At 33.8% G+C, this 11,860-nt stretch carries 11 protein-coding genes; 6 read left to right on the top strand and 5 right to left on the bottom strand.

What is annotated here, in order from left to right; genetic code table 11:
• Positions 1 to 51: 51 nt before the first annotated feature.
• The gene (locus EG358_RS00755) at positions 52 to 1,251 is read right to left on the bottom strand and encodes a PQQ-dependent sugar dehydrogenase (protein ID WP_076561502.1); all 1,200 of its coding nucleotides are present in this window, start codon (positions 1,249 to 1,251) and stop codon (positions 52 to 54) included.
• 108 nt (positions 1,252 to 1,359) lie between these two features.
• Here EG358_RS00755 and EG358_RS00750 point away from each other — a divergent pair, with 108 nt between their 5' ends.
• From EG358_RS00750 to EG358_RS00735, 4 genes are all read left to right on the top strand, one after another.
• Positions 1,360 to 1,731: a BlaI/MecI/CopY family transcriptional regulator gene (locus EG358_RS00750; RefSeq protein WP_076561503.1), complete on the top strand. Its 372-nt coding sequence runs from the start codon at positions 1,360 to 1,362 to the stop codon at positions 1,729 to 1,731.
• A 2-nt stretch (positions 1,732 to 1,733) separates the two neighbouring features.
• Positions 1,734 to 3,545, top strand: coding sequence for a M56 family metallopeptidase (locus tag EG358_RS00745; RefSeq protein ID WP_076561504.1), 1,812 nt, complete (start codon positions 1,734 to 1,736; stop codon positions 3,543 to 3,545).
• Positions 3,546 to 3,726: 181 nt separating this feature from the next.
• Positions 3,727 to 5,718 carry an excinuclease ABC subunit UvrB gene (uvrB, locus tag EG358_RS00740; RefSeq protein ID WP_076561505.1) on the top strand — a complete coding sequence of 664 codons (1,992 nt, stop codon included), beginning with the start codon at positions 3,727 to 3,729 and terminating at the stop codon, positions 5,716 to 5,718.
• A gap of 27 nt (positions 5,719 to 5,745) precedes the next feature.
• On the top strand, positions 5,746 to 6,120 hold the full coding sequence (locus EG358_RS00735) for a VOC family protein (protein ID WP_076561506.1): 375 nt from the start codon (positions 5,746 to 5,748) through the stop codon (positions 6,118 to 6,120).
• A gap of 65 nt (positions 6,121 to 6,185) precedes the next feature.
• Here the strand turns inward: EG358_RS00735 and EG358_RS00730 are convergent, their stop codons facing one another.
• From EG358_RS00730 to EG358_RS00720, 3 genes are all read right to left on the bottom strand, one after another.
• Positions 6,186 to 6,440 carry a DUF3820 family protein gene (locus EG358_RS00730; protein WP_076561530.1) on the bottom strand — a complete coding sequence of 85 codons (255 nt, stop codon included), beginning with the start codon at positions 6,438 to 6,440 and terminating at the stop codon, positions 6,186 to 6,188.
• A gap of 14 nt (positions 6,441 to 6,454) precedes the next feature.
• Complete coding sequence (locus EG358_RS00725) at positions 6,455 to 7,549, bottom strand: AI-2E family transporter (RefSeq protein WP_076561531.1); 1,095 nt, start codon at positions 7,547 to 7,549, stop codon at positions 6,455 to 6,457.
• 68 nt (positions 7,550 to 7,617) lie between these two features.
• A complete protein-coding gene (locus tag EG358_RS00720; RefSeq protein WP_228421396.1) occupies positions 7,618 to 8,379 on the bottom strand; it encodes a hypothetical protein in 762 nt (253 codons plus the stop codon).
• A 19-nt stretch (positions 8,380 to 8,398) separates the two neighbouring features.
• On the opposite strand from EG358_RS00720, the gene EG358_RS00715 reads away from it, so the two are divergent.
• A complete protein-coding gene (locus tag EG358_RS00715) occupies positions 8,399 to 9,376 on the top strand; it encodes an aminodeoxychorismate synthase component I (RefSeq protein WP_076561533.1) in 978 nt (325 codons plus the stop codon).
• Positions 9,360 to 9,986, top strand: coding sequence for an aminotransferase class IV (locus tag EG358_RS00710; RefSeq protein ID WP_076561507.1), 627 nt, complete (start codon positions 9,360 to 9,362; stop codon positions 9,984 to 9,986). The genes EG358_RS00715 and EG358_RS00710 overlap by 17 nt, the downstream gene beginning before the upstream one ends.
• A 146-nt stretch (positions 9,987 to 10,132) precedes the next feature.
• Here EG358_RS00710 and menD read toward each other — a convergent pair whose 3' ends face one another.
• Complete coding sequence (gene menD, locus EG358_RS00705) at positions 10,133 to 11,809, bottom strand: 2-succinyl-5-enolpyruvyl-6-hydroxy-3-cyclohexene-1-carboxylic-acid synthase (RefSeq protein WP_076561508.1); 1,677 nt, start codon at positions 11,807 to 11,809, stop codon at positions 10,133 to 10,135.
• Positions 11,810 to 11,860 lie beyond the last annotated feature (51 nt).

Here is an 11,860-nt window from a genome sequence, read left to right as displayed (position 1 = left end):
TTTATCCTATCCTTTGTTAAATCGTCCTTTCAGGATTCTTTATTTTTAGAGTTATTTCTTAGATATTTTATATAATTTTCCGCTGTCGGTAATTCCGTAAAGATTGCGGTCGGAACCATTTAAAACATCTCTGAATCTTTCTTTTTGATCCAAAAGTAAACGCTCTTCGCCAACCACTTTATTGTCTTTCATCACAATTCTGTTGATGTGTTGACCACTCAAACAGGCGATAAATAGATTATTTTTCCATTCGTCAATATTTCCGGTGTAGAAAGTTACTCCACTTGGTGAAACTACAGGATCCCAATAATAAACGGGCTGCTCGGTTCCTTCTTTTTGCGTCGTTCCGTTGTTGATTTTATCTCCGGAATATTCAATTCCATAAGTTACATCACCCCAACCGTAATTTTTCCCCGGTTGAATTAAATTAATTTCATCTCCGCCTCTTGGTCCCATTTCAATATCCCAAAGCTGGCCTTTTTCATCCATCGCTAAACCTTGAGGATTTCTTATTCCGAAAGCATAAATTTCAGGTTTGTAACCGGTTTTACCGATGAAAGGATTTCCCGGAGCGGGTTTTCCGTCTTTGGTTATTTTTAAAATTTTACCTAAATAATTATCGGTTTTCTGAGCATAAACACGAGTTTCCTTATCTGATCTTTCGCCGGTGCTCACAAAAAGATTTCCGTCTTTATCAAAAACCAATCGGCTTCCGTAGTGTTTATCACCATTATAAGTTGGCGTCGCACGGAAAATCACTTTTACCTCTGAAATGTTCTTCAAGTCTGGAGAAAGTTTTCCTTTGGCAACGGCTGTATGATTTCCCCCTTCATAAGGTTCAGAATAACTGAAATAGATAATATTATTGGTTTTAAAATTAGGATCGAGTGCAACATCGAGCATTCCGCCTTGTCCTTTTGAATCTACCTTCGGAAAGCCTTCAATTTTAGAAATTTGTTTTCCGTCTATAGAAACTACATTCATAAAGCCTGACTTTTCAGTAATCAAGAATTTTCCGTCAGGCAGATTAATGATTCCCCATGGTTTACCTAGATCTTTAGTTAAAACTTCAACATTATATGGAGTTGACGTTTTTATTGGAGCAATACGGGTTTGTCCTTTAAAAGCCGGCTTATAACTGGTATTTGGTTTTTCTTCTTTTGCAGAAGGCTCGCTTGGCTTTCCTTTTCCTTGACAAGAAATCATAGTGGTTGCGGATGCCAGTAAAATGGGTAATAGTAGTTTTTTCATAATTAAAATTTAGTGGTTCAGAGATGAGAGGAAAAATAATGCCACAAAAAAGTTGCACAATTAAAATTTTATTCTACATTTGTAGAGTAGATTTTAATTATGTAGAATATGGATGAAATAAAACTCACGAATTCCGAAAAAATAGTAATGGAGATTCTTTGGGAAAAAGAAAAAGTATTTTTGAAAGATATTTTAGAATCATATCCTGATCCTAAACCGGCAACAACTACCGTTGCAACAGTGCTTAAAAGAATGCAGAATAAAGATTTGGTAGGTTTTAAACTTTTTGGAAATTCTCGAGAATATTTTCCAAAAGTAGCAAAAGGAGAATATTTCAATGATGAAATGACTTCTATGATTGACCGTTTTTTCAATAGCTCTGTAACGCAGTTTGCTTCGTTTTTTACTTCAAATTCTAAACTGTCGCAAAAGCAATTGAAAGAACTTCGTGATATTATTGATCAACAGATAAAAAAATAATCATGTTAACAATAGTTTTAAAAATGATTCTATGCTCAGGAATTCTGCTCGCATTGTATCATTTGGTTCTGGTAAAAGAACGGACTTTTATTTTCAATCGGTTTTACCTGATTTCAGCTTTACTATTTTCATTTTCAATCCCATTTGCAACAATAGAAACAAAACAGGTTGAAAAAGAAATTCAGGAAACTGTTTTTGTAGGGGAAATTGAACAGCCTATTTTACAGGCTCAAATTGAACAGCAAGAAAGGTTTGATTATGCACAGGCTCTTTTAATTGCATATTGTATTGTTTCTGGGATTTTAATTATAAAAATTGCATATTCTGTTATAAGAATCAAAAAATTAAAAGGAAGAAAAATTACGTATCAAAATAGAACTGTTTTTCTTCTGAAGCAAGACCTAGCTCCTTTCAGTTTTTGGAATACAATTTATCTTTCTGAAACTTATTTTAAAGATTCCAAGATTCAGGACTCTGTATTTCTGCACGAAGAAATTCATGTAAAACAGAAACATTCTGCTGATATTCTTTTTGTAGAGATTTTAAAAGCTGTTTTTTGGCTTAATCCATTCCTTTATTTTTATAAGAAAGCGATGGTTAATAATCATGAGTTTATTGCTGATGATCATGTAATTCGTAAGAATAAAAACATAAAAAATTATCAGGAGCTGATTCTGCAGGAAATTTTAAAACAACAGAATCTACCATTGATACATCAGTTTAATTTTAATAACACAAAAAAACGATTTATAATGATGACCAGTAAAAATTCAAAATTTGCGAAGGTGAAAAATTATCTTGCAGTTCCCGCATTTGCTGTTTTAGCAATAGTTTTTGCAGAAAAAACATATGCGAAAGAAAGTATTGAAAACCTAAATCAGGAAAAAGAAAATGTAATTTCTAAGGTATTTTCAAACGATCCTCTTTCAGAATATAATCAAATCATAAAAAAATACGGCAACCTTTTAGAGCAAAAAAAATACGCTGAATTTCACAAAGCAGTAAGCATATCTGATCGATCCAAACTTCACGACCTATACTTTCAACTTACAAAAGAACAAAGAGCAGCAACCCCTCTGTTTTTTATGAATACTCCTAAAAAACTTGCAAAGACGAAAGTAACACAAAGCGAAATTAACGACTTTATGGATTCTAAAAAATACGGTTTGTGGATTGACGGTAAGAAAACCAAAAATCAGGAACTTAAAAACTTTAAGCCTGAAGATTTCTCTAATCATTTTGTAAGCAAAAGATATCCAAATGCCATTAGCAAGCAAAATCCGGAACCGTTCCAGCTTAATATGATGACAAATAGATATTTCCAAGAATATCTGAAGAAAGAAGAAGCTGTACATATGAGTTTTAAAGTAAAGGCTATTATTAAAGGAAAAGACACAATCCCTATTAAAAGAAATGTCGATGCAAACATCGTAAATAAGGTAGAAGAAAAATCTTTACAAGATATTTCTACTGCTGTCGAAGGTAGTGCAGCAGATTTTGTTCCTGCTGAATATCCTGGCGGAAATAATGAACTTAGAAAAAAGATGGGTTATAATTTTGATTCAAGTTCTTTAGATCATCAAAATAGCATAATTAAAGCAGATGTTTTTATTATAGTCGATGAAAATGGGAAGGCAAGCGGTATAAGTGCAGTCGGTGAAAACGAAAAATTCAACAATGAGGCAATAAGAGTAGCTAAATTGGCTAATGAAAACGTAACATGGACTCCCGGTAAAAAAGATGGACTGGCCGTAAGATATAAATATAAAATTCCCTTAGCAATGCAATTTGCGCCCAATGATAAAACACAATAAATATAAATAATTTCACTCAGTGATATTACAACCAACCGTAAAGTATTATACTTTGCGGTTTTTTGATGCATTAATGATTTATCAGAATAGTTATTTTTTAATAAGCTTCTTCAATTGAGAAATCATAATTTTATGACTTCACTCTTCATCTTCGCATTTTTTTATTTCCTAAATTTGTTAGATGCAATTCAAACTTCAATCAGAATATAAACCTACAGGAGATCAGCCCAAAGCAATTGAAAAATTGACCGATGGAATAGAAATTGGCGAAAAATATCAAACATTGCTTGGTGTAACAGGTTCCGGGAAAACTTTTACCGTTGCCAATGTTGTGAACAATGTTCAGAAACCAACGTTGGTTTTAGCACACAACAAGACTCTGGCAGCTCAGCTTTTTATGGAATTTAAAGAATTTTTTCCTGAAAATGCTGTGGAGTATTTCGTAAGTTACTATGATTACTATCAGCCTGAAGCTTATATTGCAAGTTCAGGAACTTACATAGAAAAAGATTTAAGTATCAACGAAGAGGTAGAAAAATTACGTCTTTCGGCAATTGCAAGTTTACTTTCAGGAAGAAGAGATATTTTGATTGTAGCCTCAGTATCATGTATTTATGGTGTCGGAAACCCTGCTGAATTCCATAAATCTTTAATTTCTCTTCAGATAGGTGAAAAAACTACCCGAACGGCGTTACTTCATTCTTTAGTTAATGCTTTGTATTCAAGAACGTTGGCGGACTTCCAGCGTGGGACGTTTCGTGTAAAAGGGGATGTCATCGATATATTTCCTGCGTATGCAGACAATGGAATAAGAGTTCAGTTTTTTGGGGACGAAATCGAAAAAATTCAGAGTTTTGATCCTGTTTCCGGAAATGTAACTTCCAATTTTGACCAGATTCAGATTTATCCTGCCAATCTTTTCGTAACCACAAAAGAAACATTGAATGGTGCGATAAAAAACATTCAGGATGATATGGTAAAACAGGTCGACTTCTTCTCCGAAATCGGTAAGCCTTTAGAATCAAAAAGACTGCAGGAAAGAACAGAATTAGACCTTGAAATGATTAAAGAGCTCGGTTATTGCTCAGGAATAGAAAACTATTCACGTTATCTCGACGGAAGGCTTCCGGGATCTCGCCCGTTCTGTCTTTTAGATTACTTTCCAAAAGATTTCTTAATGGTGATTGATGAAAGCCACGTTACGGTTCCACAAGTTCATGCGATGTACGGTGGTGACAGAAGCAGAAAGGAAGCTTTGGTGGAATATGGTTTCCGATTACCAGCAGCGATGGATAACAGACCTTTAAAGTTTGAAGAATTTGAGGCGATTCAAAATCAGGTAATTTATGTTTCGGCAACCCCGGCAGATTATGAGCTGGAAAAAACCGGTGGAGAATATATTGAACAGATTATCCGTCCGACAGGACTTTTAGATCCAATAATTGAAATAAGACCTTCCTTAAATCAGATTGATGATTTAATGGAAGAAATAAATAAGCGTGCTGAAATTGACGAAAGAGTTTTGGTGACCACTTTAACCAAAAAAATGGCGGAAGAACTCACAAAATATTTCACAAAATTCGGAATCAGAACGAGATATATTCACTCGGATGTTGAGACTTTGGAGCGTATTCAGATTATGCAGGATTTGCGTCTTGGAGTTTTTGATGTCTTAATTGGTGTCAATTTATTGAGAGAAGGTCTTGATTTACCTGAAGTTTCATTGGTTGCAATTTTAGATGCCGATAAAGAGGGAATGTTGAGAAGCAGAAGATCTATGATTCAGACAGTGGGGCGTGCTGCAAGAAATATCAATGGTAGAGCAATTATGTATGCCGATAAAATCACCAAATCGATGCAGGCAACTTTGGATGAAACCGAATATCGCCGTGCAAAACAAATGCAGTATAATGAAGAACACGGAAAAGTTCCGATGGCATTGAACAAGAAAATCTCAGAAAACCTTGTCGGAAGAAGTAAAGATTTCCCTGATGAAAGATATACTCAGAAAGAAATTACTCAGAAAGTTGCAGAAGTAAAAGCATCCTACGCAACTGAAGATATTGAGAAAATGATTGGGCAGAAGCAAAAAGAAATGGAAGCTGCTGCAAAGAATCTAGATTTCATAAAAGCTGCAAAACTTAGAGACGAAATTGCTGCTTTAAGAGCGTAAGAAGTTAAATTACTTTAAAACTATATCATGAAAAGAGTTACAGGAATTGGAGGCATTTTCTTCAAATGTAAAGATCCTATCAAATTGAAAGAATGGTACAAAAGTCATTTAGGGATTGATACCAATGACTACGGAGCAACTTTTGATTGGAAACAAATGTCCGATTCTGATGCAAAAGGATCATTGACCTGGAGCCCAACTAAAGAAACAACAGATTATTTCGAGCCTTCTACAAGAGAGTTTATGATTAATTATACTGTTGAAAATTTAGAAACATTGGTTGAAGAATTAAAAAAAGAAGGAGTAACAATTCTTGACGAAATTGCAGTGTATGATTTTGGAAAATTTGTTCACATTCTTGATTTGGAAGGAAATAAGGTTGAATTGTGGGAACCGAAATAATTTATTCCTTGCTTGAAAATATATTCGGCGGTACCAAAAGTACCGCCGAAGTTTTGCAAAGTCTTTTAAAACTTATAAATCTTAGTTTTAGGTTTTTCATAACTCACTTTCCCGCCACGAAGAGGTGTAAGCAAATCCATCAAACCATTTAGTTTTATTTCGTAAATCGTAGAAAGCTGCATTCCCAATTTTCCTGGCGGCATACCTTGACGGTGAAACCACTCCAGATAACTGATTGGAAGATCAGCCAAAACGGTGTCTTTATATTTTCCGAAAGGCATTTTTACAACACATATTTCCTGTAAAATTTCAGGATTTATTCCCTGCTCCATTTTTAAACTATTAAATCAATTTTATTTTCTAATTCTTCTTCACGGTCTTTTTCTGAAAGTTGAAGTTCAGGAGTTTCATCATCAGAAAACTCATTTCTATATACCTGAATAAGCAGTAATGTAAATGATACTAGAATGGGCCCGAAAATTAATCCCATAAACCCAAATAAATTCATCCCCATAATAATTCCGAAAACGGTATTTAAAGGGTGAATATCTTCCAATTTTTTAAGCAATGTGAAACGAAGTACATTATCCGTTAATCCCACAACAATTACACAATACAATCCAAGACCAATTCCGGGTCCTGTCTGGCCTTCAGCGATCATAAAAATACAAATTGGGGCATATACTATCGCCGCTCCCACAATCGGAATCATCGATGCAGCAGCAGTTAATGCAAACAATAAAATAGGGCTTGGCGCACCAAAGATAAAATAACCAATTAATGCGATAATACCTTGTCCTAAAGCAACAACAGGAAGACCAATCGCATTGGCCATAATCAGCTTACGCATTTTTTCGCCAATTAAAGAAACATTTGCTCTTTTTAAAGGAGCAGCTGATGCCAAAATTCTTTCAAAAAATCTTGGTTTTTCAAACATAAAGTAAAGAATAAAATACATCGACATCACTACCGTCAGAGTATTAAAAGTTCCGCTTAATGCTGAGGTAGAATATTTTCCGGCAAATTCTTTGACCTTTGCCATGTTTTCTTTGCTAAGAATATTTATACCTGTTTCTTTATCAATGAAATCATGAATTTTAGCAATAAAAATATTAAACTTTTCCATGTAAGCCTGTGCATTACCAAGCTTTTCGATCAATAAATCAACGATTAAATATACAGGAAGAATAATTATAATTAAACTGGCCAGCATAAGGACCAGAGATGAAGCCCAGGGTTTCCATTTTCGCTCTTCTTGCAGGTAAAAATTATATTTGCGGCAGACTACGTAAATCGTTATCGCTCCCAAAACGGAAGGAATGAAAAGCGCAAGATTAAAACAGATTAAGCCCCCTAAAACTAAAATAATGGTTAGCAAAAAGACCTGTTTGATGGCAATGCTGCTGATATGTTTCTCTTTATGTGGCATTTTCATAGTTTTTATTTAGAAGTAAATTTAACCTTTCTCATAACAAAAGCAATACCACGGCTTACATATTATGCTTCCTCTTTGAAAATAGTCTTGTAAAGAGAATAAATCATCGCATTCCAAAATGGAAAAGTGAATAATCCACCGATCAAAAAGATTCCAAATCCAATGTATTTAAATAAAACTGCCACTATTGTACAAACTAATATTTCGATGAAAAACATTTTTAAAGCTTTCCAGTTTAATGCGATTCCCTCAAAAATAGTTTTGTTCTGAAAAAACATTAGTGGCGCTACAAACAAGGTGATCATTACCCAAATGACCGGAAGAATGAGGGTTTGAGCAATAATGCTGTATAAAAAATACCAGAATATAAAATAGCTTGCATATCTGAAGAAATTCAGACCATTGTAGCCTGCAAATAAATCTTTTAACTCAACATTCTCTTTAAGGTCAATTTTTCTGAAAATCTGAAAAAAACCTAAGTTTAAAGGATAAAGAAAAATAAGTGTTCCTACCATTCCAAGATAAAAGTTCTGAAATCCTTCACTAGAAATGATTGTTGAAATATTATTTTTATAGGCTTCTAGCCCTGCAGGTCCTATTTTCATATAATCAGACATGGCACCGAGAAACTGATCCATAATTCCGTATCGACCCGAAAAGTACATGAATACCGTAGAAAATAAAGCCATATAAATAACTGAAAAAATCATTTGGTATATCAAAGTCTTATTCCAATAAAAAAATGCCTGTTTTAAGATAAAATCGATTCCCGGTTTTTGTGGATATTGCTGCTGCATGAAAATATTTTGTGCAAAAGTAAACATCAATAACTACTTTTGCGGAATGTTTTTGGCGAATCATCAAAAATTTATTCAAATGGACGAACTTTCACATCAGAAAGTTCCCTTTTTCTTTATTATAGACTTTCTGGTTGATAAGGTAGAGGTTTTCACAGAAAATGAAATTAGTAAAAATGGTTTATTGATTGATTTTCAGGGTTTTTCGAATGTAAATGAGCAGGAAGCTTTAGGAAAAGAAATAGAATTGAAATCTTTTCCTGAATCATTGAAAAGCTTTAAAAAAGGTTTTGACCACGTTCAGAAAAATATTCGGCAGGGAAATTCTTATCTTACCAACTATACAAGGAAAACAAAAATTGAAACCAATCTCAGTTTAGAAGAAATTTTTCATCATTCTCAGGCAAAATATAAGGTTTTATATAAAGATTTTTTCGTATTTTTTTCTCCTGAAACTTTTGTAAAGATCGTTGATGATAAAATCCTTACTTTTCCGATGAAAGGCACGATTGATGCTTCCGTAAAGAATGCTGCAGAGGTTTTGAAGAACGATAAAAAAGAAAAAGCCGAACATTATACCGTTGTTGATTTGCTTAGAAATGATTTGAGCATGGTGGCAGATGATGTAAAGGTTGACAAATTTCAGCATATAGATTTTCTGAAAACAAAACAGAAAGATTTGTATGCGATGAGTTCTGAAATTTCGGGAAATTTAAAATCTGAATTTAAAGGTAAAGTAGGAAGCATAATGCAAAAGCTTTTGCCTGCAGGCTCAATTTTAGGAGCTCCAAAACCTAAAACTTTAGAAATTATTCTTGAAGCAGAAGGCTTTGAAAGAGGTTTTTATACCGGAGTTTGCGGTTGGTTTGATGGTAAAAATCTAGACAGTTGTGTGATGATTCGTTTTATAGAAAAAGAAGGCGATCAGCTGTATTTCAAGAGCGGTGGCGGTATTACGCACATGAGCAGGTTAGAAGACGAGTATCAGGAAATGAAAAACAAAATTTATGTCCCAATTCATTGAAAGTATTAAAGTAGAAGATCAGGAATTGTTCCTGCTGGAATTTCACCAGAAGCGTGTGAACGAGACTTTCGCCCATTTTGGGAAAGAAGGCTCTATCGATTTGGAGAAAATTTTTAAAAATCTCAATCATGACGAAGACGGTTTATACAAATTAAGATTGACGTATGATTTGGATAAAAAATTCAGAACCATGATGATTCCTTATGCAATTCCCGAAGTACAGGATTTTCAGTTGGTAGAAAATAACATCTACGATTATTCTTTTAAGTTTGAAGACCGCAAAGAACTGGAGAAAATGAAGATGAAATCTAAAGCTGAGGAAATTATTATTGTAAAGAATAATCACATCACAGACACTTCTTTTTCTAATCTTCTGTTTCAGAAAGGAAAAGACTGGTTTACACCGTCTACTTACCTTTTAAATGGAGTTCAAAGACAGTATCTTTTAAAGAAAAAGAAAATAAAAGAAGCGGAAATTACATTGCAAAACATTAAGGAATTCTCACATTTTCAGTTGATTAATGCGCTGAATGACTTTGATGATATGTTTATTTACCCAATTCATAAAATCACCAATCTCCCGGGAAATGATGATTATCTGGATATTTAGATAACTCTTTTAAAATATTTTTCTTACAGATTAAATAGAAAAGCAGATTTATTTAATTATAAATCTGCTTTTTTTTATCATTAAAGTTTAGGATTTTTTCTTAATCTTCCTCACAACTTAATTCTTCTTAATGGTTCAAATCTATTTTAAACTTCCTTCAAAAAATTAAAATAAGCTTTTTGTGTAGCTGCATTATTTTGACCTTGCGTATTGACTTCCATTATTTTAGGTTGTAAATCCGGCTTGAAGAAATTTTCAAAAACCCGGTCTAAAGTTCCGTCATCATCTACTTTTACATAAGAAAAACCAAAATGTTTAGCCATAAACTCAGCATTCTTATGATGCTTTGTAGAAATGAATTCATCAACTGTATTTGAGTTAGCATTTCCAGGACCAGGAATTATTTTAAAAATATTTCCTTCACCATTATTAAAAATGATAATTCTTGTAAACGGCGGAATATATTGATTCCACAAACCATTGATGTCATAGAAAAAGCTTAAGTCGCCTGTAATCAATAAAGTTGGGTTTTTGTTCTTAATGGCAAAGCCCATTGCCGTGGAAGTACAACCGTCGATTCCGCTTGTTCCGCGATTACAGTACATTTTTCTTTTACCAAAATCGAATAATTGTGCGTAGCGTATCGCCGATGAATTACTGAAGTGTACATTGTAATTCTCCGGAATGCTTTGTGAAGCTTTATTAAAGAAATAAAAATCTGAAAACTCGATTAGATTTAAGAAATCATTATGTTTTTTATCTTTTTTATCTCTTAAAACATCCCAAAGATTATAATAAGGCCTTGGTTCTAAGTTGATGAAATTTAATAATTTAGAAAAGAATAGTTCAGGCTTTACTTCTATTTTCTGGGTTAAAGAAAAATAAGTATCGGGCTGCCAAACCTCATCCAAATGCCAATGCTGTTTCGGATGTGCATTTCTTAAAAATTGCTTTACTTTTTTAGAAACCACATTTTGCCCGACAGTAATCAATAAATCGGGTGCGTAAGTCTTAAAATCTTCTTCTGTGAATGCAAAAATATATCGGTCGATATGCCTGAAAAATTTCTCATGATACAAATTAGAATTCGCTTCGCTTAACACGACAACCGAATGGTTTTTTACCAATTGTGTGAGCTGGTTTTCAAGCTCTGCGCTGTAGCCTTTGGTACCCACAAGAATCATGATTCTCTGTGAAGTATTCCAGTCTGCAACTAAATTTGAAGGAAGCTCGTAATCTTTCTTTTTTATGGTTTTCTCCACTTCAGGGAAAGTTGGAAGTTCTGAAACCAAATCATACAAAGGCTCTTCCAACGGAATATTGATATGCACCGGACCTTGTTTTTCAAAACAAAGCTCAATTGCTTTTTTTATAAGGCCTGAATTGATGTTTTCGGCATCGTCTTTACTGTCTTCAACTAACTGAAAATCTCCGTAAGAATGCTGATGAAAAAGGTTGTTTTGTCTGATTGTTTGTCCATCAAACAAATCGACATAATCCGTCGGTCGGTCTGCCGTTAAAATCAACAATGGAATATTCTGATAAAAAGCTTCGGTAACTGCAGGATAATAATTTGCCGCTGCAGAACCGCTTGTACAGGTAATTGCAACAGGTTTTTTCTCACTCATTGCCATTCCGAGAGCTACGAAAGCCGCACTTCTTTCATCAACAATGCTGAAACAGTTGAAATCATCCATTTCTGAAAAATGAATGGCCAGAGGAGCATTTCTGGATCCCGGAGATATCACAACGTCTACAATGTTGTACTGATGAAGAATATTGGCAAGTACCTGAATACTCCTTTTAGAAGAATATTTTTTCATATAGCAAATTTAGTTTATAAATAATGAATTCAAAAATCATTTAATTTAAAA

The sequence above is a fragment of the Chryseobacterium indoltheticum genome (assembly GCF_003815915.1).
Classification (GTDB): Bacteria; Bacteroidota; Bacteroidia; order Flavobacteriales; family Weeksellaceae; genus Chryseobacterium; species Chryseobacterium indoltheticum.
This window is presented reverse-complemented; position numbering and strand designations above follow the sequence as displayed.

What these genes read in the sequence shown, in the direction of transcription:
- EG358_RS00755 (WP_076561502.1), bottom strand. Translation starts at nt 1,251, where the DNA reads ATGAAAAAACTACTATTACCCATTTTACTGGCATCCGCAACCACTATG.
- EG358_RS00750 (WP_076561503.1), top strand. Translation starts at nt 1,360, where the DNA reads ATGGATGAAATAAAACTCACGAATTCCGAAAAAATAGTAATGGAGATT.
- EG358_RS00745 (WP_076561504.1), top strand. Translation starts at nt 1,734, where the DNA reads ATGTTAACAATAGTTTTAAAAATGATTCTATGCTCAGGAATTCTGCTC.
- uvrB (WP_076561505.1), top strand. Translation starts at nt 3,727, where the DNA reads ATGCAATTCAAACTTCAATCAGAATATAAACCTACAGGAGATCAGCCC.
- EG358_RS00735 (WP_076561506.1), top strand. Translation starts at nt 5,746, where the DNA reads ATGAAAAGAGTTACAGGAATTGGAGGCATTTTCTTCAAATGTAAAGAT.
- EG358_RS00725 (WP_076561531.1), bottom strand. Translation starts at nt 7,549, where the DNA reads ATGCCACATAAAGAGAAACATATCAGCAGCATTGCCATCAAACAGGTC.
- EG358_RS00720 (WP_228421396.1), bottom strand. Translation starts at nt 8,379, where the DNA reads ATGTTTACTTTTGCACAAAATATTTTCATGCAGCAGCAATATCCACAA.
- EG358_RS00715 (WP_076561533.1), top strand. Translation starts at nt 8,399, where the DNA reads ATGTTTTTGGCGAATCATCAAAAATTTATTCAAATGGACGAACTTTCA.
- EG358_RS00710 (WP_076561507.1), top strand. Translation starts at nt 9,360, where the DNA reads ATGTCCCAATTCATTGAAAGTATTAAAGTAGAAGATCAGGAATTGTTC.
- menD (WP_076561508.1), bottom strand. Translation starts at nt 11,809, where the DNA reads ATGAAAAAATATTCTTCTAAAAGGAGTATTCAGGTACTTGCCAATATT.